General features: G+C 73.9%; 18 protein-coding genes. 4 read left to right on the top strand and 14 right to left on the bottom strand.

The features are described from left to right. Positions 1 to 7: 7 nt before the first annotated feature. Positions 8 to 2482 carry a glycogen/starch/alpha-glucan phosphorylase gene (locus tag I598_RS01020; RefSeq protein ID WP_068200506.1) on the bottom strand — a complete coding sequence of 825 codons (2475 nt, stop codon included), beginning with the start codon at positions 2480 to 2482 and terminating at the stop codon, positions 8 to 10. Between the two features lie 226 nt (positions 2483 to 2708). Between I598_RS01020 and I598_RS17535 the strand changes: the two genes are divergently transcribed. Then, complete coding sequence (locus tag I598_RS17535; protein WP_157557117.1) at positions 2709 to 3449, top strand: hypothetical protein; 741 nt, start codon at positions 2709 to 2711, stop codon at positions 3447 to 3449. 12 nt (positions 3450 to 3461) lie between these two features. Here the strand turns inward: I598_RS17535 and I598_RS01005 are convergent, their stop codons facing one another. The 9 genes from I598_RS01005 to I598_RS00965 form a co-directional block, all read right to left on the bottom strand. Beyond that, complete coding sequence (locus tag I598_RS01005) at positions 3462 to 6866, bottom strand: ATP-binding protein (protein WP_335583269.1); 3405 nt, start codon at positions 6864 to 6866, stop codon at positions 3462 to 3464. Next, entirely contained in the window at positions 6863 to 7690 is an 828-nt protein-coding gene (locus I598_RS01000) for a DUF4194 domain-containing protein (protein ID WP_068200500.1), read from the bottom strand. Before I598_RS01000 ends, I598_RS01005 begins: the two co-directional genes overlap by 4 nt. Then, complete coding sequence (locus I598_RS00995; RefSeq protein ID WP_068200499.1) at positions 7687 to 9183, bottom strand: DUF3375 domain-containing protein; 1497 nt, start codon at positions 9181 to 9183, stop codon at positions 7687 to 7689. Before I598_RS00995 ends, I598_RS01000 begins: the two co-directional genes overlap by 4 nt. A gap of 175 nt (positions 9184 to 9358) precedes the next feature. After that, positions 9359 to 12334, bottom strand: a complete 2976-nt coding sequence (leuS, locus tag I598_RS00990; protein WP_068200496.1) for a leucine--tRNA ligase — start codon at positions 12332 to 12334, stop codon at positions 9359 to 9361. A 49-nt stretch (positions 12335 to 12383) separates the two neighbouring features. Further along, positions 12384 to 13016, bottom strand: a complete 633-nt coding sequence (locus I598_RS00985; RefSeq protein WP_068204681.1) for a vitamin K epoxide reductase family protein — start codon at positions 13014 to 13016, stop codon at positions 12384 to 12386. Between the two features lie 119 nt (positions 13017 to 13135). Further along, entirely contained in the window at positions 13136 to 14365 is a 1230-nt protein-coding gene (locus tag I598_RS00980; RefSeq protein WP_068200494.1) for an MFS transporter, read from the bottom strand. 73 nt (positions 14366 to 14438) lie between these two features. Next, a complete protein-coding gene (locus I598_RS00975; protein WP_068200493.1) occupies positions 14439 to 15137 on the bottom strand; it encodes a metal-dependent transcriptional regulator in 699 nt (232 codons plus the stop codon). Positions 15138 to 15172: 35 nt separating this feature from the next. Further along, positions 15173 to 16843: a metallophosphoesterase family protein gene (locus I598_RS00970; protein ID WP_083972743.1), complete on the bottom strand. Its 1671-nt coding sequence runs from the start codon at positions 16841 to 16843 to the stop codon at positions 15173 to 15175. Between the two features lie 46 nt (positions 16844 to 16889). Beyond that, positions 16890 to 18413, bottom strand: coding sequence for an MFS transporter (locus I598_RS00965; RefSeq protein WP_068200491.1), 1524 nt, complete (start codon positions 18411 to 18413; stop codon positions 16890 to 16892). A gap of 105 nt (positions 18414 to 18518) precedes the next feature. Between I598_RS00965 and I598_RS00960 the strand changes: the two genes are divergently transcribed. Next, entirely contained in the window at positions 18519 to 19049 is a 531-nt protein-coding gene (locus tag I598_RS00960; protein ID WP_068200489.1) for a TetR/AcrR family transcriptional regulator, read from the top strand. A 3-nt stretch (positions 19050 to 19052) separates the two neighbouring features. Next, complete coding sequence (locus tag I598_RS00955) at positions 19053 to 19607, top strand: SRPBCC family protein (RefSeq protein ID WP_068200488.1); 555 nt, start codon at positions 19053 to 19055, stop codon at positions 19605 to 19607. Positions 19608 to 19667: 60 nt separating this feature from the next. Here I598_RS00955 and ku read toward each other — a convergent pair whose 3' ends face one another. Genes ku through I598_RS00935 form a run of 4 tightly spaced genes read right to left on the bottom strand, consistent with a single transcriptional unit; the run spans position 19668 to position 22611 of the window. Then, positions 19668 to 20510 carry a non-homologous end joining protein Ku gene (ku, locus tag I598_RS00950; RefSeq protein WP_068200486.1) on the bottom strand — a complete coding sequence of 281 codons (843 nt, stop codon included), beginning with the start codon at positions 20508 to 20510 and terminating at the stop codon, positions 19668 to 19670. A 39-nt stretch (positions 20511 to 20549) separates the two neighbouring features. Further along, the gene (locus tag I598_RS00945) at positions 20550 to 20771 is read right to left on the bottom strand and encodes an SCO4848 family membrane protein (protein WP_068200482.1); all 222 of its coding nucleotides are present in this window, start codon (positions 20769 to 20771) and stop codon (positions 20550 to 20552) included. Between the two features lie 35 nt (positions 20772 to 20806). Beyond that, positions 20807 to 21484 (bottom strand): response regulator, encoded by a 678-nt coding sequence (locus tag I598_RS00940; RefSeq protein ID WP_232314223.1) that lies wholly within the window; start codon positions 21482 to 21484, stop codon positions 20807 to 20809. Further along, complete coding sequence (locus I598_RS00935) at positions 21481 to 22611, bottom strand: sensor histidine kinase (RefSeq protein WP_068200479.1); 1131 nt, start codon at positions 22609 to 22611, stop codon at positions 21481 to 21483. Before I598_RS00935 ends, I598_RS00940 begins: the two co-directional genes overlap by 4 nt. Positions 22612 to 22898: 287 nt before the next feature. On the opposite strand from I598_RS00935, the gene I598_RS00930 reads away from it, so the two are divergent. Further along, positions 22899 to 24548 carry an RICIN domain-containing protein gene (locus I598_RS00930; protein ID WP_068200476.1) on the top strand — a complete coding sequence of 550 codons (1650 nt, stop codon included), beginning with the start codon at positions 22899 to 22901 and terminating at the stop codon, positions 24546 to 24548. Positions 24549 to 24566: the final 18 nt, after the last annotated feature.

Genomic DNA, 24566 nt, shown 5'->3' with positions numbered 1-24566 from the left:
GCGCCCCTCAGTCCCCCAGCGGCTCCGCGTGCCAGATGCGGTCCAGGTAGTCGCGCATCGAACGGTCCGACGAGAAGAACCCGGACCGTGCGACGTTGAGCACCGCGGACCGGCTCCACGCCTCCGGGTCGCGGTAGTACGCCTCCACCCGGTCCTGGGCGTCCAGGTAGGACTGGAAGTCCGCCAGCACCATGAAGCGGTCCTCGCCGAGCAGGTTCGACACGACCGGCTCGAAGACCGACCGGTCGCCGCCGGAGAACTCGCCCTTGGCGACGAGGTCCAGCGCGCGCCGCAACGTCGGGTTCTCCTCGTAGTACGCGGACGGCCGGTAGCCGGTCTCCGCGATCGCGGCGGCCTCCGGCTCGGTCAGGCCGAACAGGAAGAAGTGGTCGTCGCCGACGAGCTGGCGGATCTCCACGTTCGCGCCGTCGTCCGTGCCGATCGTGAGGGCCCCGTTGAGCGCGAACTTCATGTTGCCGGTGCCCGACGCCTCCTTGCCTGCCAGCGAGATCTGCTCCGACAGGTCGGCGGCCGGGACGAGGGTCTCCGCCACGGTGACGTCGTAGTTCGCCGGGAACGCGACGTGCAGTACCCGCGACGCCACCGGGTGGGCGTTGACCACCGTGCCCACGTGGTTGATCAGCGCGATGATCTCCTTCGCCATGACGTAGCCGGGGGCGGCCTTCGCGCCGAACACGATGGTGCGCGGCACGACCTGGTCGACGTCGAGCTCCCCGGACACGATCCGGTCGTAGAGCGAGATCACGTGCAGGATCTTCAACGTCTGCCGCTTGTACTCGTGCAGCCGCTTGACCATGACGTCGAGCATCGTGTCCGTGGGGACCGTGATGCCGTCGCGGCGCTCCAGCAGCTCGACGAGGCGCTGCTTGTTCGCGGACTTGACCTCCCGGAAGCGGCGGCGGAACTCCGGGTCGTCGGCGAAGGGCTCCAGCTCGCGCAGCCGGTCGAGGTCCGTCACCCAGCCGTCGCCGATGGCCTCGGTGACGAGCGCGGACAGGCCCGGGTTGGCGAGCCGCACGAACCGGCGCGGCGTCACCCCGTTGGTGACGTTGGTGAACTTGTCGGGCCACAGGTTCGCGAAGTCGGCGAGCACCTTGTCGCGCAGGAGCTGCGAGTGCAGCTCGGCGACGCCGTTGACCTTGGTCGCCGCGACGGTGGCGAGATGCGCCATCCGCACGGCCCGGAACGGGTGCTCGGCGATGATCGACATGCGGCGCACCAGCAGCTCGTCGTCGCCGAAGGTCTCGCGCACCTCGTCGAGGAACTCGTCGTTGATGCGGTAGATGATCTCCAGGTGACGCGGCAGGAGCCGCCCCAGCAGCTCGACCGGCCACACCTCCAGCGCCTCCGGCAGCAGCGTGTGGCACGTGTACGCGAAGCAGCGGCGCGTGACCTCCCACGCCTCGTCCCACGCGAACCCGTGATCGTCCACGAGGATGCGCATCAGCTCCGGCACCGCGATGACGGGGTGGGTGTCGTTGAGCTGGAAGCAGATCCGCTCGTGCAGGCGGTGCAGGTCGAAGCCCTCGGGCAGGAGCTGGTCGATGAAGTCGCGCAGCGAGCACGCCACGAAGAAGTACTGCTGCTGCAGGCGCAGCTCCTTGCCCTGCGGCGTCGAGTCCTCCGGGTACAGCACCTTGGTGATGTTCTCGGCGAACGTCTGCGCCCGGACCGCCTCCGCGTAGTCGCCGTAGTTGAAGATCTTCAGGTCGAACGCATGCGTCGCCCGCGCGCTCCACAGGCGCAGCGTGTTCACGCGACCGTTGCGGTAGCCCGGCACCATGTAGTTGTAGGGCACACCCAGCACCTGCCAGCCCGGCACCCAGCGGGAGCGCTCGACGGCGTCCTCCCCCTCGCCCTCGGTGTACTTCTCGGTGTGCCCGCCGAACGAGACGGTCACCTCGTGCTCCGGGTGCGCGAACTCCCACGGCGAACCGTTGTCCAGCCAGTGGTCCGGCTCCTCGAACTGCCGGCCGTCGACGAACGTCTGCCGGAAGATGCCGTACTCGTACCGGATGCCGTACCCGATCGCCGGCACCGACATCGTGGCGAGCGAGTCGATGAAGCACGCCGCCAGGCGCCCCAGGCCGCCGTTGCCCAGACCTGGCTCCACCTCCGCCTGGCGCAGCACGTCGAGGTCGAGACCGAGGGACGCCAACGCCTCCGCCGCGATCTCCTCCAGGTCCGCCGCCAGCAGCGCGTTGTCGAGCTGCCGGCCCAGCAGGAACTCCGCCGACAGGTACGCGACCGCCTTCGGCTGGCGGCGGTAGTGCGCCGTCGTCGTCTCCATCCAGCGCGCCATCAGGTAGTGCCGCACCGTGCGGGCCAGGGCCAGGTAGGTGTCGTTCGTGCTCGCGCGTTCCAGGACCGTGCCCTGGGTGAAGTTGAGCTCGCGCAGGAACTCCCGGACGAAGCCCTCGACGGAGTGCTCAGGGCTGCTGATCAGCGGTGTGTCGGTCACTCTCGTGACCCTACTCACCGCGCCCGCCGCTGTCGTCGCGTCCGCCGCACCGACCCCGAACGGTCACACGGTCGTAGCGCGACGGACACGTCGGCAGCTCACCGGTGACAGCGGGGAGCCGATGCCGGTATCGTCCGCTTCGTCCCCCACCGCCACCCCGGGAGTCACTGTGACGACGCCAGTCACCTCCGCCCGACGTCGTCTCGCTGCTGCCCTGCTCGGGGTCGTGGTCGCACTGTCCGGCGTCGTCGCGGCGCCGGCCCAGGCGCGGGACACCATGCCGCCCACGGCGCCGCGTGTCGCCGTCGACCGCTGGCTCGATCCCAAGCCGACCGACTTCTCCGGCCTGTACGCCTGGTATCCCCGGGTCACGTGGGCAGCGTCCCGCGACGCCGGGCAGGTCACCGGGTACCAGGTCCAGATGAGGACGACCGCAGAGTTCGGGCCTTTGTCACCGTGGGCGACCGTCGGCAGGACCTGGCGTTCGGCAGACGCGCGGAGCATGAGGCCGATGGTGTACGGCGGCGACCAGATATGTCTCCGTGTCCGTGCCCGAGACACGGCGGGGAACGTCAGCGCCTGGTCGAAGCGTCGATGCGCGACTGCGCCGCTCACGCCCATCATGTACTTCGACGGGTTCCGCGCCTTCATCGACGACGACGGCGCGCGTACCCACGAGTTCGCCGTCGTCTCGACCCGTCTCGACGGCTTCTCGACGCGGACCCGCCACCCCCTGACGGACGTCCGCGGCGTCCGGGTCTCCGTCCGCACAGGCCCCACGGCCGGCCGGATGAAGGTGTACGCCGGCAAGCGCTACCTCGGCACCGTGAACGCCCGGTCGAAGAGCACAGGCTGGCACAGCCGGAAGGTCACGATCCCCGCCGACCGGGCGAGCACGGGACGGATCCGCTTCGTGCCGGTGACGAAGGCACCGGTGCACGTCCGCTTCGTCTGGCCGATCCGCTGACGTCGGTAGCGGTCAGGCCCCCACGAGCGTGACCGGCCGGGACCTGCCGGTGGCGTCCTTGACGACCTGGACGACGACGTCGGCGTGCGGCTCCAGCGCGCTGACCTTGTCCAGCGGCGCGCCGACGATCAGCTGGAAGCCCAGCCCACGCCACGCGCCCACGGCCCGCCCCGCGAACCGGGCGTCGGCCTTGATGAACGCCTCGTCGAGGAACACCGGCGCGTAGCGGGGTCGCTCCGCCCCGGCGTCGCCGAGCTGGTAGCGCAGCGCGGCGCCCACGATGAACGCGACGAGCTCTTGCGACTCGCCGCCGGACTTGCCGGCGATGTGGTCGTAGACGCTGACGTGGTTCCCGGCGAGGTCGACGCACTCGGCGCTGATGCGGACGTGGTCGCGCACGTCGACGAGACGTCGCCGCTCGGGACTGTCGGGTCGGATGCGGTCGACGAGCCGCGCCGTGCGGGCGTACCGCCGCTCGTGCTCGGACATCGGGACGTCGCCCGCGGGGGTGGTGGCGAGCTCACGGAGCTGCCGGCGGAACGACGCGACGTCCTGGCCCTCGACCGGCGTGGCAGTGATGCGCAGCCTGTGCTCGCCGTCGCGGAACGGGAGGTCCGCGAGGATCGTGTTGACCGGCTCCATGCGGTCCCGGATCTCGGCGACCGCCTGCGCGATGCCGTTGTTGAGCCGGGTGAGCTGGTCGCCGGACATCTGCCGCAGGTGCGCCGACCACTTGTCCCGCAGCCGGTACAGCTGGGCGAACTCCAGCTCCTCGAAGATGCGCAGGTGGTCGGCGAACGCGGCGTCCGGGTCGGTGGACCGGTTCGGGTCCGGCCAGGCGTCGTCGAACCGCTCGAACAGCGTCCGCAGGGCGGCCCGGGCGGTGCGCTCGGTCTCCTCGGCCGCGTCCCGCTCGTGCCGCAGCTCGCGCTCGACGGCGGCGACGGCGGTGGTGAGGTCGGCCAGCCCGGCGCCCTCGACGGCCGCGCCGGACCACCCCACCTGCGTCATGAGGTCGGCGAGCCGGCGCTCCTGCGCCGGGGTGGGGGCGACGCCCCGGTCGTCCGCGGCGTCGACGGCGTCGGCCACCTGGTCGACCTGGTCGGTGATCTGCTCCCACGCCGCGGCCAGCTCGGTCACCCGGTTCTGCGCCCCGGCACGCTCCCGGTACAGCTCCTCCAGCCGGGCCTTTAGCTCGTCCTCGTCCGCCTTGAGGGCGCGCAGCACGTCCGAGCCCGCGACCAGCGTCTCCAGGCGGCCCCGCCGCTCGTCGAGGCGGGCCTGCGCCCCGGCCACGTCGACGTCGTCCCACTCGACCCGCAGCGCCTGGCTGTACGCGACGAAGTGGTCGGCCTCGCCGCGCTGGCGCAGCCGCGCTCCGCCGAGGGAGTCGCCGGCGAGCCGCAGCTCCTCGCGCGCCGCCTCCAGATCGGTCTCGAGCGCCGCCAGCCGGCGGTGGTTGCTGAACCCGAGCACGGACGCGCGGCCCTGCCCGCCGTGGGCGCCGCGGCGGCCCTCGGACGTCTGACCGGAGCGCGTGAGCGCCCGGTCGTGGCGGGCGAGCTCGGCGGCGTCGTCCACGCACACGTAGGCGAAACGATCCGCGAGGCGGTCCGCCAGCCAGCCGCCGAACGGCCCGGCCTTGACCTCCAGGCGCCCGCCGAGCAGCGCACGGTCGGTCTCCTCGTGGAGCGGCAGCCCGGTCGGCACGCCCTCGAAGCGGACCCGGACGCGCAGGTCGAGACGGTCGATCGCGGCACGGAAGCCGCCCAGGCGCGCCTCGTCCACCAGGACGGTGAGGGCGAACCCGCCGAGCGCCAGCCCGATGGCGTCGCGCCACGGCTCGTACTCGCCGCGAACCTCGAGCAGCTCGCCGACGAACGGCAGGTCCTCGGGCGCCGTCCCGGCGGCCTCCGCCAGCGCGACGCGCGCCTCGTGCAACTCGCGGGGCACGTTGCCGCGCCGCTCGCGCAGCGACGCCTCCTCCCGCTCCAGGTCGGCGACGGCCCGCTCCGCGGTCCGCACCCGGTCGCTGGCCTCGACGACGGCCTCCGACAGGGAGTCCACGAGGGCCTCGCGGTCGTCGCGGTAGCGGCGGGCGTCGGTGTGCAGGCGGTCCAGGTCGCGGCGGGAGGCGACCTCACGCTCCAGCGGCGCGAGGTGACCCTCCAGCTCGGCACGGGCCCGCCGCACGGCCGCCAGGCGACGCTCGGCGTCGTGCGCGTCCCGCTCGGCGGCCTCGACGGCGTCGCCGCCGTTGCGGCGCTGGTCGGCGCGCACCTGCTCCAGCTCGCCCTCGGCGGCGCCGATGCGGTCCTCGGCGACCGCCACCCGCTCGACGGCCGCCTTGTGCTGGGTCCGGTTGCGGGTCTCGGCGTCGCGCAGCAGGTCGAGCTGGGTGCGGTCGCGCCACGCGGTGAACGGCGTCGGCCGGTGGTCGTCGCCGTCCTGGCCGCCGTCCAGGCCGAGCTCGTCGACGGTGCGGCGCACCGCCGCGGCGGCGTCGATCGCCGTCCGGTGCTCCGTCATCGGCCGCAGCACGTCGACCTGCCGCTGCGCGGTCTCCATCTCGTCGCGCACCTGCGAGAGCTCGTCGAAGTGCTCCACGACACGCTCGGCGACGCGGATCGTCTCCGGCTCCTCCAGCACCAGCGCCTTGTAGAGGGCGTCGACGGTGGTGATCTGCTGCCCGGCCTGGATGCGGCCGAGCAGCTGCACCGCCTTGTCCCCGTCCCCGGCCGCACCGATCCCGAGGGCCGAGTGCAGCCGCGCCGCGAACGCCTTGTCCGTGTCGAACACCGCGGTGATCCCCGCCGCCGTCAGTCCCGGACGCGCGAACCGCTGCGCGGCGAGGGGCTCCAGCACGTGCAGGTCGAGGTCGTCGTCCACGACCGCCCGCACCGCCACCACCGCGTCGGAGCGCTGCACCCCGCGCGGCACGTACCAGGCCCGCAGCGCCGTCAGCCGCTCCCCCGCCTGCGACGACCACGTCATCGCCACCGCGGCCCACGTGTCCGCCGACTCCCCGCGGAGCACGCGGTCCTTCGCCGCCGCCGACCCCGGCGTGCGCTGCTCGTCCAGCTTGCCGCGCACGTAGCTCAGCACGTTGCGCTGCTCCTGGCCGCGCGCCCGCCCGCTCGTCGCGCCGTTCGACGCGCCGTTGAACGGGGTCGTGTGGCTCATCATCAGGGCGATGTACGCGTCCAGCAGCGTCGACTTGCCCGACCCGGACGCCCCCGTGAGCAGCGTCGTCGTGCCCGCGAACCGCACCTCGTGGTGCCCGTCGTAGCCGCCCCAGTTGACCAGCTGCATCGAGCGCGCCGTCCACTGCCGGCCGTCCGACGCCGTCGGGATGAGCCCGAACAGCGACTGCTGCATGCGGGGGGCGTCGGTGGTGGCACCCGTCGTGACGGTCACGCGTCGGTCTCCTCGTCCTCGTCCACGGCGTCGCCGTCGTCCTCGCCGCGGGCCCCGTCGTCCCGGGCGCCCGCCCCCGCCGACCCGCCGTCGCGCAGCCACGCGGTGAGCTCGCGCAGCCGCTCCACCGGCAGCAGGATCTCCACGACCGGCTCCACCCGGTAGCGGCCCGCCGCCACCTCGGTGAGCACGTGCTCGCGCACCAGCGTCGCGATCGCGTTGTCGATCTCCCGACGCCGCGCCGCCAGGTTCGTCTCATCCTGCGCCAGGAATCCTGCCGCGTAGTCCACGAGCTCCTCGGCGTCCAGGTGCGCCGTGCGCTCGCCGGCGCCCTGCTCCTGGCGGAACCGGTTGCGGGCCAGCAGCATGAGCAGCGTCTCGACCCGCTTGTACGGCTCGTCCTTGAGCAGGACCGGCACGCTCAGGCCGTCCTCGCGCACCTGCCGCTTGTACGCGATCTCGTAGTCGCGGTCCACGACCAGCTCGACGAACAGGTCGTGGCAGCGCGACGTCAGCACGTTCTGGTGCGCCAGCAGCGCCTTCCACTCCGTCGGGTGCGCCGCCGCCGACACGTACCGGCGCTGCAGCACCAGCGCGAGCGCCCGCCGCGCGGGGTACGGCAGCACGCCGGTGTCCCCCGCGAACAGGGCCTCGACGTCGTCCTCCATCGGGTGCGTCGCGACGAAGCCCGCGTCCGGGGCCTGCGGCGTCGCGGCGTCCGACGCCGGGTCCGGTGCCTCGGCAGGACCGTCCACGGGGCCCGGGGCGTCCGCGGGCGTCCCCACGACGGGGTCCGCGTCGTGCCCCTCGATGACGTCGGTCATGCGTCGGACTCCTCAGGTGTCGCGTGGTCGGAGAGGTCGGAGCGGTCGGCCAGGGCGATCGGGACGTGCGGCAGCACCAGGTCGCGCGTGCTGCCGTCCGCGCGCACCGCGGTGACGCGCCGCAGCCGGGCCGCGGGCACGTCCCGGTCGGCCAGGACGTCGTCGAGGGCGCCGGGCACGGCGAGCTCCAGGTAGCCGAGCAGCTCCACCGGGCGCCGCAGCTCTGCCGGTGCCGTGGCGAACACCTCGTCCACGCTCGCGCCGTCGGACGTCGCGAGCACGCGCGCCGCGTGCGCCGACGTCTCGCCGTACCGCGGGCCGCCCATGCCGAGCAGCTCGTCCAGCACCGGGCCGGACGGGTCGTCGTCGAGGTCCGCCCAGGTCAGCGCGTCCGGCGGCGTCTCGGGGCGCAGGTCGTGGAGCTGGTCGCGGAACCGGCCCAGGCGGGCACGCTCGAACCAGCGGAGCGGATCCACCCGCGCCGAGCGCGACGACGACTCGAACCAGTCGGCCATCGCCGCCGTCGCCTCCCGCAGGGCCGCGTCCAGCTCGCGGTCCCGCAGCGGGTTGTGCACCCGCAGCTGCTGGGTGATCGTGCGCGACGCCCGCGTCTGGGCGTCCAGGACGGCGTCGACCGCCGCCAGGAGCTGACCGTGCAGCGCGCGCACCGCCTCGCGGCGGTCCGCCGGGACGGCCGCCGCGAACGGCTGCCCCAGCACCGACCGCACGCGCGCGTCCACCTCGCCGAGGAGCTGCGGGTCGCGCAGCAGCTCCATCGCGCCGGAGAACGCCCGCCCCTCCGGGGTGCGCTGCATCAGGGTGTCCGACGCGTCCAGGTAGTCCGCGAGCACGTCACCCGTGGCCCGCTCGTCCTGCCGCAGCCCCGTCACGATGGTGCGCTGCAGCTCCGCCACCGACTCCGCCACCCGCGCGAAGTCCGCCGGGAGCTCGCGCACCAACGACGCCACGTTGTCGAACTGCTCCACGAGTCGCTCGGCCGGGACCTCGACGACGTCACCGCCGGCCTCCAGGCGCGCCAGCTCCGCCTCGGCGCGCGTGATCTCGTCCTGCGCGTGCGCGATCCGCTCCCGCAACGCCGCCTGCTGCGAGGCCCGGTCCGGCTGCGCGTCCCGCGCCAGACCCTCCAGCGCCACGAACAGCGTCCGGATCCGCGACTCGCTCACCAGCGACCGCGTGCCCTGCGTCCGGTCCACGAACGCGAGCGCCTCCGCCGCGTGGGAGCTCACCTGGTACTGCTCGGTCCCGTCGTCGGCGAGCGACCGCACCAGCCAGCGCCCCGCCACCCAGCGGGAGCACAGCGCGCGCGCCGGCTCGTCCGGCACGTCGTCGTGGCCCGCCGCCCGCGCCTCCACGAGCAGGTCGTCCACCTCGACGTGCAGCTGGTCCGTCGGCACCGTCACCCGGCCCGGCGCGAAGATCACCGACAGCAGCGCCACCACCAGCGGGCCCTCCCGCCGGTGCAGCAGCGCCAACGACGGCAGCCCGAAGGCGCCCCGGCTCCGTGCCAGGGCGCCCTCCAGGCGCGCGGGAGCGCGGCGAGGCCGGGAGTCCCCCGATGACGGCGCCCCCTGGTCGCCCGAGCCTGCGGTTCCGCTGCGGCCGCGTGCCTCGCTGCGCTCGGCCCCCAGCCTCCGCTGCACCTCCGGCTCAGACGACAATGTTGACGAGCTTCGGGGCCCGCACGATCACCTTGCGCACGGGCGCACCGTCGAGGGCGCGCACCACGTTCGGCTCGGCCAGCGCCGCGGCCTCCAGGTCGGCGTCGGAGATCGACGGCGCGACCTCCAGGCGGCCGCGGACCTTGCCCTTGACCTGCACGACGCAGGTCACGGTGTCCTCGACGAGGTACTGCTCGTCCGCGACCGGGAACGGCTCACGGGCCAGCGAGGCGCCGTGGCCCAGCCGCTCCCACAGCTCCTCGGCGAGGTGCGGCGCCACCGGCGCGACCATGAGCACCAGCGGCTCCACGGCGGCGCGCGGCACCGACGCCAGGCCGGTCAGGTGGTTGTTGTACGTGATGAGCTTCGCGATGGCCGTGTTGGGGCGCATCTGCTCCATCTCGACGCGGACGTCCGCGATCGTGCGGTGCAGCGCACGCAGCGTGGCGACGTCCGGCTCGTCGTCGGTGACCGTCACGGCGCCGGTGGTCTCGTCGACGACGTTGCGCCACAGCCGCTGCAGGAACCGCTGCGAGCCCACGACGTCGCGCGTGTTCCACGGGCGGGACAGGTCCAGCGGCCCCATCGACATCTCGTAGACGCGGAACGTGTCGGCACCGTACTGGGCGTACATCTCGTCGGGCGTGACGACGTTCTTCAGGGACTTGCCCATCTTGCCGTACTCGCGGCTGACGGGCCGGCCCTGGTAGGTCCAGCCGGACTGCTCGTCGCCCTCGACCTCGCCGGCCGGCACGTAGGCGCCGCGCTCGTCGGTGAAGGCGTACGCCTGGATGTAGCCCTGGTTGAACAGCTTGCCGAACGGCTCCAGCGACGACACGTAGCCCAGGTCGTGCAGCACCTTGTGCCAGAACCGCGCGTACAGCAGGTGCAGCACGGCGTGCTCGACACCGCCGACGTACAGGTCGACGCCGCCCGCCGGGCCGGAGGTCGCGTTGTGGCGCGGCCCCATCCAGTACTGCTCCAGGCCCGGGTCGACGACGGAGCCGCCTGACGCGCGCGCGGCCGACGAGTCGGTCGGGTCCAGGTAGTTGAGGTAGTACCAGCACGACCCCGCCCAGTTGGGCATGGTGTTGGTGTCGCGGCGGTACTGCCGGGGTCCGTCGCCCAGGTCGAGCGTGACCTGGACCCAGTCGTCGTTGCGGCCCAGCGGGGCCTCCGGCTCGGAGTCCGCGTCGTCCGGCTCGAAGGTGCGCGGGGCGTAGTCCGGGACGTCGGGCAGCGCGACGGGCAGCATGTCGGCCGGGATGGCGACCGGGCGGTCGTCGGCGTCCCACAGGATGGGGAACGGCTCGCCCCAGTAGCGCTGGCGGGAGAACAGCCAGTCGTTGAGGCGGTAGGTGGTCGTGCCCGCGCCGGTGCCCTGGGCCTCCAGCCACGCGATGATGCGGGCCTTGGCCTCGGCGACGCCCAGGCCGTCCAGGGAGATCTCGTCGTTGGCGGAACGCACCGCCACGCCGTCGCCCGTCCAGGCGCCCTCGTGGCCCTCGGGCAGGCCGCCGACGGGCTCCACGGTGTGCACGACGGGCAGCTCGAACGCCTCCGCGAACGCGAAGTCGCGCTCGTCGCCGCCGGGCACCGCCATGATCGCGCCGGTGCCGTAGCCCATGAGCACGTAGTCGGCGGTGAACACGGGGATCGTGTCGCCGTTGACCGGGTTGACCGCGAGGTGGCCGGTGAACACGCCGGTCTTCTTGCCGGCGTCGGCCTGCCGCTCGACGGCGGTCTTCGCGGCGGCCTCGCGGCGGTAGGCGACGACGGCCTCGGACGGCGTGTCGAAGCCACCGGTCCAGACGGCGTGGGTGCCGTCCGGCCAGGCGGCGGGCACCTCGTCCAGCAGCGGGTGCTCCGGGGAGACGACCATGAACGTCGCGCCGAACAGGGTGTCGGGCCGGGTGGTGAACACCTCGACCTGGGTGCCCGCGCCCGCGGCGTCCAGATCGGTCGTGCCGACCACGTCGAACCGCACGTTCGCGCCCGTGGAGCGGCCGATCCAGTTGCGCTGCATCGCCTTGACCTTGTCCGGCCAGTCGATGAGCGCCAGGTCGTCGGTCAGGCGGTCGGCGTACGCGGTGATCCGCATCTTCCACTGGCGCAGGTTGCGCGTGAACACGGGGAAGTTGCCGCGCTCGGATCGGCCGTCGGAGGTGACCTCCTCGTTCGCCAGCACGGTGCCCAGCCCCGGGCACCAGTTCACCGGGGACGAGTCGACGTAGGCCAGGCGCTGCGCGTCGACGACGTCGCGACGCTCGGCCTCGCTCAGCGCGGCCCACACGGCACCGCCGGCGTTGTCGCCGTCGTGGCCCGGCACGGGACGCGTGCCCGCGGCGAGCTCGTCGCGCAGCTCGGAGATCCGGCGCGCGCGGCCGCGACCGGTGCCGACGGTGTCCCCGGGGCGCTCGGCGTCGGCGTCGTACCAGGAGTCGAAGATCTGCAGGAAGATCCACTGCGTCCAGCGGACGTACTCGGGGTCGATGGTGGCGAACGAGCGCCGCGAGTCGTGCGCCAGGCCCATGCGGCGCAGCTGGCGCTTCATGGTCTCCATGTTCGCCTCGGTCGTGACGCGCGGGTGCTGACCCGTCTGCACCGCGTACTGCTCGGCGGGCAGGCCGAACGCGTCGTAGCCGAGGGCGTGCAGCACGTTGTCGCCGCACATCATGCGGAACCGCCCGACGACGTCGGTGGCGATGTACCCCAGGGGGTGCCCGACGTGCAGGCCCGCCCCCGAGGGGTACGGGAACATGTCCATGATGAAGTACGGGTCGCCCGCCGGGGTGGCGCCGTCGGGGCCGGTGAGCTCGCCGCCGGGATTCGCGGCGTGGAACGTGCCGCGCTCCTCCCACCGGTCCTGCCACCGTTCCTCGATCTGCTGGGCGAGGGCCGGGGTGTACCGGTGCTGGGGCTCGTCGGGACGCTGCGTGACGGTGTCGGGGTGGGGCGTGCTCACCTGCGGGAGTCTACCGGCCGGGCGGGGGCCGCCCGGCAGGGATTTCCCCTCAGAAGGAGGCGACGAGCGCGGGCCCGACGGCGAGCAGCAGCCAGGCGATCGCCACCACGTACCCGATGACGAGGAACACCCAGTGGTACGCCACGACGGCGTGCCGGGCGGACCCGCCGAGCCGCAGGTCGCCGTCCTGCACCGCGCGCACGACCTGGTACCAGAGCAGCGGCCACATGATCGTCCAGACGACCATGCACGCGGGGCACAGCGCCACCAGCGCGTAGAAGCTCGTCCACATGAGGAAGAACACGAGGAGCTGGCCGAGCACGGTCCCGCCGAGCAGGCTCAGGTGGAACCAGCGCGGCAGCCGCGCCCCGGTGAGCAGCACGACCCCGGTGGTGATCACCACGGGGAACGCCGCGACGCCGATGAAGGGGTTGGGGAACCCGAACAACGCGCCCTGCCACGACCCCATGGCGACGCCGCAGTCGAGGAACACGTTGATCGAGCACGACGTGACGCGGTCCGGGTCCTGGAGCTTGAGGATCTTCTCGATCGCGAGCCACAGCGACCCGCCGAAGCCGATGCCGCCGAGGACGACCAGCAGGGTGCCGTAGGCACGCGCGGTCAGGGCCCGCGGGGCGGTGGCCGGGGTGTCGGGGTCGGTGCTCACCGTGGTGTCGGTCACGGCGTGACGGTACCGCACCCTCCTGGGAGGAGGACCGCCGTCGGTTCGGTCCGTCGTCACCGGTTCGGTCGGGCGGGCGACCGAACCGGTGACGACCGACCGAACCGGCAGCGCGGGGCTCAGGCGACCAGGGTGTCGGCCGCCTCCCGGGTGCCGCCGGGGCCGCTCGCGGCGGTGCGCCACCGCGCGGTGGCCAGGACGATGGCGAGGCCGACGACGGTGAGGACGAGACCCACCCAGGCGGGGGCGACGTAGCCCCACCCGGCGGCGATGACGAGCCCGCCGAAGAACGCGCCGCTCGCGTTGCCGAGGTTGAGGGCGGAGTGGCACAGCGCCGCGCCGAGGGACTCGGCCCGCGGCGAGAGGTCCATGAGGCGGGTCTGCATCGCGAGGCCCAGCACCTGGGAGGTGACGCCGAGGAGGAACAGCCCGGCGACGGCGCCGACGACGGTGGACGCGGTGAGCGCGAACAGCACGAGCGCGATGCCGGTGGTGACGAAGCCGCCGATCACGGTGCCGAGCACGGAGCGGTCGGCGAACCGGCCGCCCAGCAGCGTGCCGACGGTCATCCCGACGCCCATGACGGCGAGGATCCACGGCACGGCGCCCTCGTCGAGGCCGGTGACGCGGGTGACGGTGGGCGCGACGTAGGTGTAGACGGCGAACAGGCCGCCGAACCCGATGGCGCCGGCGCCGAACGCGACCCACAGCGGACCGTTCGCGAGCGCCCCGACCTCCTGCCGGACGCTGGACTCCACCGGGCCGCGCTCGGGCACGAACCAGAACAGCCCGGCCAGCGCCGCCAGACCGAGGACGCCGATGAGCACGAAGGCGGCCCGCCAGCCCATGCCCTGCCCGACGGCGGTGGACAGCGGGACGCCGACGACGTTGGCGATCGTGAGGCCGGTCATCATCATGGCCACGGCGTGGCCGCGTCGCCCGGGCCCGGCCACGGCCGCGCCGACGGCGGCCCCGACGCCGAAGAACGCGCCGTGCGGCAGCCCCGCGAGGAACCGCCCGGCGACCAGCCACTCGATGCTGGGCGCGGCGGCGCTGAGCACGTTGGCCAGCGTGTAGAAGCCCATGAGGACGAGCAGGAGCCGACGGCGGGACATGCGTGCGGCGACGACGGTGAGCAGCGGCGCGCCCACGACGACGCCGACCGCGTACGCGGTGATGGCGTGACCGGCGACCGGGTCGCTCACCCCGAGGTCGGCGCCGATCTGCGGCAGCAGGCCCATCGTGGCGAACTCGGTGGTGCCGATGGTGAACCCGCCGAGCGCGAGCGCGAGCAGGGCGCGACGGGAACCCGGAGCGGTGGTCGTGGTGCGGGAGGCGGTGGCCGTCACGTCGGATCCTCTCGAAACGATTCGACGGCGCAGCGCAGGAAGTGCGCTCGCGCCGTCGGGGATGAGGGTCAGCCTACGCGCGCAGCACCCGGATGCGCGACGCCGCCAGATGTCCGAGGTCGACGGCGACCAGACCGTCGGGGCCCAGCCAGGTGAGCGACAACGTGCCCGCGTAGTCGCGCCGCTGGGCGACGGTCACCTCGACGTCGAGGTCCAGCCCGAGCCCGGCGAGGTAGCGCAGGGCCTCCGGGTCGGCGTCGGAGATCCGCGCCACCACACCCTTGGCCCCCTCCGGCAGCTCCTCCAGCGGGACCGCGTCCGGGCGGCGCACCTGGCCGTCCGCCGTCGGGATCGGGTCGCCGTGCGGGTCGCGGTCGGGGTGGCCGAGCCGGGCCGCGATGCGCTCGACGAGCCGCTCCGAGACCGCGTGCTCCAGCACCTCGGCCTCGTCGTGGACCTCGTCCCAGGAGTACCCGAGCTCACGGACCAGCCACGTCTCGATGAGACGGTGCCGGCGCACCATCGCCAGGGCGTGGCGCCGTCCGGTGTCCGTGAGCCACACGCCCGCGTAGGGCTCGTGGCCGAGCAGGCCCTGCGCGGTGAGCCGGCGCACCGTCTCCGACACCGTCGACGGGCCGACACCCAGCCGGTCGGCGAGCATCCCCGTGGTGACCTTCTGGTCGCCCCACTCCTGCGCCGACCACACCGCCTTGAGGTAGTCCTGCGCCACGGAGGTCAGGTCGGCCGGTCCGGAGGTCTCGCTGTCGGTCACGCCCCAGAGCCTACGTGGCGGCGCCGACGCCGACCCTACGGTGCCGGTGTCCCGGTGCCGGTGCCGGCGCTCGGCGAGGACGACGGTGTCGGCGAGCCCGCCCCCGGACCGGGTGTCGCCTCCCCCGCACCGTCAGCGCCCGGCGCCTCGAGCTGACCCACCGGCGGCACGGGGACGGGGATCACCTCGCGGTCGTAGACCGTCGCAGACCCGTCGGGGGTGACCGCGACGACCTGGAGGTCCAGCATCGTGCGCGTCGTCGGGTCGAACCGCAGCAGCGTCATCTCGGCCGTCCCGCGGAGCGGGCCCACGGTCGCCTGCCCCGACGCGGCACCGGCCGTGGAGGCGCTGACGTACCGCAGTCCCTGGCCGATCTGCTCCGGCCCGGCGCGCCGGTGGGTGTGACCCGACACCTGGAACGGGACGCAGCCCGACTCCAGCGCGCGGTTGCCCACCGGCGGGGTGTGGATCAGCAGCAGGTCGACGTCGCCGTCGTCGCAGGCGGCCTCGGCGAGGTCGCCCGCCTGCTCGGTCGGCGTCCGCTCGCGGGCGACGGACGTGCCCTCCCCCACCCGGGTCTCCAGCACGTCGCGGTCACCGAGGATCCGCACGCCCGCCACCTCCTCGACGTCGCCGTCCAGGACGAGCTGACCACGGGCGGCCTCCTGCTGGGACGTGAGCCGCGAGTCGTGGTTGCCGTCCGCGACGACCATCGGCACACCGTCCGGGACGGCGTCGGCGAACGCGTCGACGCAGACCTTCTCCACCGCGGTCCCGTTCATCGTGGTGTCGCCCGCGTTGAGCATCACGTCGACGCCCGCACGGGTGGCGAGCTCCTCGATCGGCCCGGCCATGCCCGCGTTGCAGTGCAGGTCGGACACCACGAGCATCGTCACGACGTCCTCGGCGTCCGCCTCGACGGTGCCGGTCGCGACACGCACCGCGTGCCGCACCTCCCAGGCCCGCCAAGCCGCGGCCACCTCGTCGCGGGCGCCCGCGTAGAACTCCTCGTTGTCGTCGTACAGGGCGACGAGCTGGCCGCCGTACGTGTCGATGACGCGGGCGAGGCGCCCCGTGATGGTGGCGCCCTCGAGGGCCGTGCCGTCGAAGACGGCGGAGGCGGGCCGCCCCCGCACCGGCTGCTCGACGCCGGACGCCACCGCCGTGGCCCCGAGGAGGGAGACGACGGCGACCCCGGCGGTGATCTGCCACGTGCGGGGCCCGAGCACCCGGCCGAGCTCGCGGCGGCGAGGCCCGCCGAGCAGCAGGGCGACCCCCCACCCCGACAGCCCGATGACGGCGAGCGCGAACGCCGCGCGGCGGGCGGCGTCCCCGAGCAGGGCGTGGGTCACGGCGTCGAACGTCGTGGAAGGGCTGGCGTAGAACTGGAGGTAGCCGTCGAGGTCGCCGGCGAGCCGGTCGAGGGTGGTGGTGCCACCCACCGCGGTGAGGTCGGCGGGGATCTCCTTGACCGTGACGTCCACGCCGAGCCCGGCGGGCAGCGGCGAGTCGATCTCCAGCGTGCCCAGCGGGCCGAGGTCGACCACGACCAGCCCGTCGGTGTCGACCTCGTAGAGCGCCTCGTGAGGCCCGAGCCCGAGCACCGCCGAGGCGGTGGTCACCCCGTAGAGCACGCTGGCGACCACCGCGGCCACGACCGCCAGGGTCCAGCGCAGCCAGCGGGGCGGTGTCCGTCGGTCCGTCATCGGCTCCACCCTGACCGATGTGCCCGGTTCGCGCCAACGCGGCTGGTCAGGCGTCCGCCTCGCGGAAGGTGCGCAGGGCGACGAACGAGGCGACCAGCGCGAGGACGACGCCGATGCCGGCGGTGACGCCGACCCCGGCCGCGAACGCGTCGCGCGCGGAGGCGAGCAGGGCGTCGGCGGTCTCGGCGGGCAGCCCCGAGGCGACCTGGACGGCGCCACCGAGGGTCTCGGCGGCGTTGGCGGCGTCGGCCGCGCCGACACCCTCGGGAACGACGACCCCGCGGTGGTAGGCCGCGGTGAGGATGCTGCCGAGCACGGCAGTGCCGAGCACAGCGCCGAGCTCGTACGCGGTCTCGGAGATGGCCGAGGCGGCGCCCGCCTTCTCGGCGCGCACGCTGGAGACGATGAGGTCGTTGCTGATGGTCTCGGCGGCGCCGATGCCGACCGACAGGACGGCGAAGGCGACGACGAGGGGCAGCAGCGCGCCGGAGCCGCCCCACAGGGCGACGACGAGGTAGCCGGTCGCGGACAGCAGCAGCGCGCCCGCCACCACCTTGTGAGCGGGTGCGTGCCGGACGACGCGCACGACGCCGAGCCCCGCGAGGACCATGCCGACGGTGCCGGGCAGCAGCGCGAGACCCGCCTGGACGGGGCTGAGCCCGTGGACGAGCTGGAGGTCCTGGGAGACGAAGAACAGGAACCCGACGAGCGAGAAGACGCTGAGCAGGTTGACGACGACGCCGCCGGAGAACGACGGGACGCGGAAGAGTCGCACGTCGAGCATCGGCACCGGGCGCCGGAGCTGACGGCGCACGAAGGCGACGCCGGACCCGAGGCCGACGAGGGCGGCGACGGCCGCGGCGGGGGTCGGCCCGTGCGCGACCTCCTTGATGGCCCACACCAGGGGCGTCATCGTGGTCATCGCCAGGACGACGGAGACGACGTCGACGGGACCCGGGGCGGGGTCCTTCGACTCGGGCAGCACCGCGGGGGCGAGCGCGAGGAAGATCACGAGCACCGGCACCGCGAGGAGGAACACCGAGCCCCACCAGAAGTGCTGGAGCAGCGTGCCGCCCACGATGGGCCCGAGCGCCGCACCGGCGGCGAAGCCGGTGGCCCAGATCGCGATGGCGAGGCGGCGCTCGGCACGGTCGGTGAAGACGTTGCGCAGCAACGACAGCGTGGACGGCATGAGCATGGCGCCGAAGAACCCGAGCAGCGCACGGGACGCCACGAGCGCGCCGGCGGTGGGGGCGAACGCGGCCAGCGCGGACACGGCGGCGAAGCCGATCGACCCGATGAGGAGCAGGCGACGGCGGCCGACACGGTCGGCGAGGGAGCCCATGGGCACGAGCAGCCCGGCGAGGACGAGGGGGTAGACGTCCACGATCCACAGCAGCTGGGTGCCGGTGGGCTCCAGCGAGGCGGAGATCTGGGGCAGGGCGAAGCTGAGGACGGTGTTGTCCACGGACACGAGCAGCACGGGCAGCATGAGGACGGCGAGCGCGGTCCAGCGACGGGCGCCGAGGGTGGCGGCGGGCTGCGTCGGTGTCGTCACCTGGGTGGTCACGACGGTTCCTTCCACGACGACGGACGGCCAGGGCGACGCGTCGCGCCGAACTTCTGTACCGTCCAGCCGGTACAGTAACACGTCGGCGCGGGATAGGCTTCCCCCATGCCTCCCGCACCCGCGGCCCGCGGCAAGGTCCTCCAGGCCTTCGCCGACCTCCTCGTCGCCTCCGGCGAACGCTCCGCCACGCTCGACGCCGTCGCCGAGCGCGCCGGGGTCTCCAAGGGCGGTCTGCTCTACCACTTCCCCTCCAAGGACGCGCTCGTCGAGGGGGTCGTCCAGCACCTGCGCGACCTCATCACCGCGGACGTCGCCCTCATGCGCGACGCCGAGGAGGGCCCGGTCGCCTACCTGCTGCGCACCTCGTCCGACGTCGGCAGCGCCTTCGACCGCACCTACCTCGCCGTCACCCAGCTCGCCCAGGGCCCCTACCCGTGGGCGCGCGAGGCTCTCGACCACGCGCAGGAGGCCTGGACGCAGGCGGTCACCACCGAGGTCCACGACGCCGCCGTCGCCCGCGCCATCGTGCTGCTCAGCGACGGCATCTACTACCGCGCCTCGATCGGCATCCAGGCGCCGCCGCTGGACGAGCTCCTGGGGCTGGTCGGCCGGTTCCGCTCCCCCGCCACCGCCTGAACCGTGGCCGCCCCGGAGCCGTACCACCTGGTCTCCACCTGGCGCCTGCGAGCACCCGTGCCCGTCGTGTGGGAGCTCCTGGCCGACCCGGCGTTCACCTGGCACCGCTGGTGGCCCCTGCTGCGCACCGACGTCGTCCGCGCCCACGCCGACCCCGACGGCCGGGCCGTGCCCGGCGCGGGCGTCACCCTGCGCGTGCACAGCCCCGCGAGCCGCGCGCTGCGGGTCCGCCTCACCCTGACCGCCGTCACCCCGCCCGCCGGCCACCCCGTCCCCGCGCCCGGCCACGCCCGGTTCACCGCCGACGGCGACCTCGTCGGCACGGCGTGCGTCGTCGTCCGCCCGGTGCCGTGCGGGTCGGTGGTCGCCCTGCGCTGGGAGGTCACGCCGGCCGCGGAACGCCCCGGCCTCGCCGCCCACCGCCGCCTGTCGACGGCGGCGCACTCCGCCGTCATGCGCGTCGGCGAGACCGGCCTGCGCCACCGGCTCCGCCGCCGGGCCACCAGCCCCTGCGCTGACTCGCCGGCTCCCACGCTGACTGACCGACTCCTGCGCTGACTCGCCGGATCCTGCGCTGACTCGCGAGTCAGCGCAGGTCGGCGCGAGTCAGCGCACCGGTCAGCCGGTCTTCTTGCGCTTCTGCGACGAGCCGGAACCCGACGACGACTTCTTCGTCGACTTCTTCTGGGAGTCCACGGACCGGCGCAGAGCCTCCATGAGGTCGACGACCTCCGCGTCCTCCTCCGGCGGCTGCTCGCCGAACGTCTCGGCCGGGTCCATCGTGTCGCCCTGCTCGATCTTCGCGTCGATGAGCTGGCGGAGCTGGACCTGGTAGTCGTCGGTGTAGTCACCGGGCTCGAAGTCCGCCTCGTAGCTCGAGACGAGCTGGGCGGACATGGCGAGCTCCTTGTCCGACACGGTGGTCGAGCCGTCGAGCGCGGGGAACGCGGCTTCGCGGATCTCGTCGGCCCACAGCAGGGTCTGGAGGGCCAGCACCTCGTCGCGCACGCGCAGCGCGGCCAGCCGGGTCCGCTGGCGCAGCGCGAACTTCACGATGGCGGTGCGGTCCGTCTCCTCCAGGGTGCGGCGCAGCAGCACGTACGCCTTGGGGCTCTTGGAGTCCGGCTCCAGGTAGTAGGTGCGGTCGAACAGGATCGGGTCCACCTGGTCGGTGGGCACGAACTCCACGACCTCGATCTCCCGGTTCGACTCGGCCGGGAGCGCCGCGAAGTCGGACCGCGTGAGCACCACCGCGTGCTCACCGTCGTCGTACGACTTGTCGATGTGCTCGAACGGGACGGTCTCGCCGCACACCTCGCACACGCGCCGGTAGCGGATGCGACCGCCGTCGGCGTCGTGCACCTGGTGCAGCGGCACGTCGTGGTCCTCGGTCGCGCTGTACGCCTTGACCGGGACGTTGACGAGGCCGAACGTCACGGCACCCTTCCAGATCGCCCTCATCACCCCATGGTCACGCGACCGGGGTCGTGGCGCGAGCGGTCAGCCGAGCAGGCCGAGCACCCCCACGACGCCGACCAGCAGCGCCAGCACCACCGAGACGCCCACCAGGACGGCGTGCACGGTGTAGAAGCGGGTGGCGCGACCGGACTCGTCGCGGGCCCGCGGGTCCCTGGTCACGCGACGCCAGAACTGGGGCCACACCACCAGGTTCCAGACGGCGGCGACGAGCAGGACGACGGACCAGACGACGGGGATCTCCACGCCGCGAGTATCCCCCACGGTGCCGGCACGCCCGGTCAGGACAGCAGGCCCTCGCGCAGCGCGACCAGGACGGCGCGGGTCCGGTCCCGGGTGCCGAGCTTCGCCAGGACGGCCGAGACGTGGTTCTTCACCGTGCCCTCGGCGAGGTGCAGCCCGCGCGCGATCTCGCGGTTCGACCAGCCCTGCGCCAGCAGGCGGAGCACCTCCAGCTCGCGGTCGGTGAGGCCGTCGGGGGCGATCGGACCCGCCGCCGCGACACCGGCCCCGCCCCGGACGGCCCGCAGCACCCGTGCGGTGATGCCGGGGGCGACGAGCGTGCCGCCGGCGGCGAGGGAACGCACCGCCCCGGAGAGCTGGTCCAGGGTGACGTCCTTGAGGAGGTAGCCGCGGGCCCCCGCGGTGAGGGCGCGCAGCACCAGCTCGTCGTCGTCGAACGTGGTCAGGACGAGGACGGCGACGTCGGCGCCGGCGTCGCGCAGCGTCTCCAGCGCCCAGATCCCGTCGGTGCCGGGCATCCGCAGGTCGAGCAGGAGCACGTCGGGGGCGTGCGCGGCGACGGCGGCGACGGCGGTCTCACCGTCGTCGGCCTCCGCGACCACCTCGACGTCGCCCGCGATGTCGAGCAGGCTGCGGATCCCGGCCCGTACGAGGGTCTGGTCGTCGGCGAGCACCACCCGCACGGCCCGTCCGCCGTCGGGCACCCCTGCGGTCACGACGCCACCCGCACCGGGAGCCCGACCTCGATCCGGAAGCCTCGCGACCCGTCGAAGCGCACGGCGCCGCCCGCCTGCTCGACGCGTTCGGTGATGCCGCGCAGCCCGTGCCCGGGGCGGACCGTGCCGGGGCCGAACCCGTCGTCCTGCGCGACGAGCACGAGCTCCCCGTCGCGGACGGCGACGTCCACGTCCAGCCGAGAGGCCTCGTCGGCATGCCGGACGGTGTTCGTGACCGCCTCCTGGACGACCCGCACGAGCGCGACCGTCTGCTCCTCGTCCGCGACGACGTCGTCGGCGACCCGTACGTCGACCCGCGGGTGCGGCACCGCCCCGGCGACGGCACCGAGCGCCTCGCGCAGGTCGGGGGCGCGACGGCGCAGCTCGCCGACGGTCGCGCGGACGTCGCCGAGCAGCTCGCGCGCGACGTCGCGGGCGCGCTCGACGTGCGCCAGCCGGTCCGGGTCGGTGCGGTGGACGGCGGACTCCAGCTCGAGCGTGAGCACGGTGAGCTGGTGGCCGAGCAGGTCGTGCAGCTCGCGCGCGATCCGCAGCCGCTCGGACGCCCGGCTCGCCTCGTCGCGCAGCACGGCGGCCGCGGCGAGCTCCGTGTGGGCGGCCGCCAGCTCGGTGCGCATGCGCTGCTCGCGCTGCAGGGCGGCGCTGACGAACGCGCAGCCCACCTGGAGCAGCAGGTAGAGCCCGGCACCGAGCAGGACCTCGAGGACGCTCGCGGCCCGGCCGGCGGCGTCGCGGGCCAGCAGCGAGCTGGTGACCAGGACGGCTGTGTTGACCAGGACGACGACCGCCGTGCCGCGCCAGGACACGAGGTACGTGCTCGTGGCGGCGCCGAAGACCAGCAGGATGGGGAGCCAGCCGGCGCCCGGCACCGTGATCAGCAGCACCCCGACGAGCACGGTCTGCGCCGTGACCCCCGTGACGGCCGCCCGGCTGCCGCGCGGCCGCTGCACGGCCCAGAGGGTGACCGCCACGTACGCGACGGCGACGCCGACCCACGTCCACCGGGGGACGGCGAACGCGTCGGGGTCGACGACGACAGGGACGAGCGCGAGGACCGCGACGCACACGCCGAGGACGGCGGCCCCGGCCGCCAGCTCGGCTCCCATCCGTCGCACGCGTCCACGCTAGCGCGACGGCGGTGCGCGGACCCGTGCCGGAAGTCATGGCCGGCGCGCCGGGTCGCCTGCCGGCTCGACCGGCCGCCGGTGTGCACGGTCCCAGGTGGTGAGACACCCCTTCCGAGGGGTCGGGGAACCGGTTTACCGTGGCGTGGTCCAGCGGAGCGGGCGACGACGCGCGGGGGCCGCGGACGGCACAGCACCATCCCACCGCCCCGGACGAGGACGTCCGACCCGGCGTCCGTCCCCGGGGCCCGCCTGCGAAGGAGCAGACCGTGCCACCCACCACCCGCAGCACCCGCCCGACCCGCCCGCCGGGCCGCGCCCGGCGCGCCCACCGCCTGCGCCGGGCGCTGGCCGCGCTCGCCGTCGTCGCCCTCGGCGCCGTCGGGACCGTGGCGGTGTCGGCGCCCGCCCGGGCCGCCACCGTCGACCCGGGCGCCGAGTACCTGCTGGTCAACCGCCACAGCGGCCTCGTCGCGGACGTCCTGGACGCCTCCACCGCGGACGGCGCCGAGATCATCCAGTGGAACCGGCTCGACGCCGCGCCGTGGCAGCGCTGGAAGTTCCAGGACATGGGCTCCGGCTACCACCGGATCGTGTCCGTGCACTCGGGCAAGGCGATCGACGTGTGGGAGAGGTCCACCGCCGACGGCGCCGAGGTCCGCCAGTACACGCCCGGCAGCGGGGCGAACCAGCAGTTCCGTCTCGTGGACACCGCCGGCGGGGTGCAGCTGGTCAACCGGCACTCGGGCAAGGCGCTCGAGGTGTGGGACTGGTCGACGGCGCCCGGCGGGCGCCTCAGCCAGTACACCTCCCACGGCGGCACGAGCCAGGTGTGGGACCTCGTCAGGGCCACCTCCGGCGGCGGCACCGGGGCGTGCGGCTCGGGGACCTTCACCACCGAGGCGACGAAGGACGGGTCCACCTGGACCGCTCGTCGCGGCGCCACCACGCTGTACACCGGCGCGGACATGGCGTCGGCGATGCGGGCCGCCGTCGGCGGGCTGACGGCGGGGCGCACCTCCCAGGAACGGGTCGTGGTGCGCGGGTCCGGCACGATCTCGGCCGGCACGTCGGTCGACCTGCCCAGCCACACCTCGATCGAGGTCTGCGGCACGATCGACGTCACCGGCACACCCCGGGCGAACCACGCCCCGCTGCGGATGCAGCACGTCCAGGACGTCTCGGTCCCGCACCTGACGATGACCGGTGCCCCGTACTTCGGCCTCTGGGTGCGCACGTCCTCGGACGTCCACCTCGGGGAGATCGACCTGCGCCTGTCCGGCGGGCTCGGCATCCGCATCGACTCCCGCGACGACGACTCGGTGCGCGAGGCGCGCGACATCCGCATCGACGACGTCTACGTCTCGGGCACGTCCAACCACGGCGTGGAGACGTACGGCGTGGACGGGATCAGCATCGGCACGGTCACCGCACGCGACACCGGGCACTCGGGGCTGCTCCTCAACGACACCGTGAACGCGACGGTCGGGAGGGTGGACGCGCAGGGCGCGGGCACCGGCACCGGGTACGCGGCGTTCCGCATGGCCAACCGCAACGGGTCGGTCGCGGGGGCGTACCCGACGAACGTCCGCGTGGGCGAGGTCGTCGCCCGGGGCGGGGGCCGCGGCATCTTCTGCGTGTCGGAGTCGGGCGGGGCGGTCGTCGACCGCGTCGACATCGCCGGCACCGGGTCCAACGCCGTGCTCATCGAGAACTGCACCAACGTGACGATCGCGGGCGGCACGATCGCCGGTCCGGGCGACGTGCGCATCGCCGCGCGCAGCGAGTTCGCCAACACCCGCGACGTCACGTTCTCGAACGTCACGCTGCGGGACACGACCTTCCGCGAGTCGCCGTGCGGGACGAACACCCGCCTGACGAACATCACCTGGAGCAACAGCAGCGACCAGTCCTGCTGACCCCGGTGGTGCACCGCC

Origin of the sequence: Isoptericola dokdonensis DS-3 (assembly GCF_001636295.1) — a bacterium.
Lineage (GTDB): Bacteria > Actinomycetota > Actinomycetes > Actinomycetales > Cellulomonadaceae > Isoptericola > Isoptericola dokdonensis.
The sequence above is the reverse complement of the archived record's forward strand: the minus strand, read 5'-3'. Positions and strand labels throughout refer to the sequence as shown.

Coding starts and splice junctions, on each gene's coding strand:
- I598_RS01000 (WP_068200500.1), bottom strand. CDS start 7,690: ATGACCGACGTCATCGAGGGGCACGACGCGGACCCCGTCGTGGGGACG.
- I598_RS00935 (WP_068200479.1), bottom strand. CDS start 22,611: ATGGGAGCCGAGCTGGCGGCCGGGGCCGCCGTCCTCGGCGTGTGCGTC.
- I598_RS00970 (WP_083972743.1), bottom strand. CDS start 16,843: ATGACGGACCGACGGACACCGCCCCGCTGGCTGCGCTGGACCCTGGCG.
- I598_RS00960 (WP_068200489.1), top strand. CDS start 18,519: ATGCCTCCCGCACCCGCGGCCCGCGGCAAGGTCCTCCAGGCCTTCGCC.
- ku (WP_068200486.1), bottom strand. CDS start 20,510: ATGAGGGCGATCTGGAAGGGTGCCGTGACGTTCGGCCTCGTCAACGTC.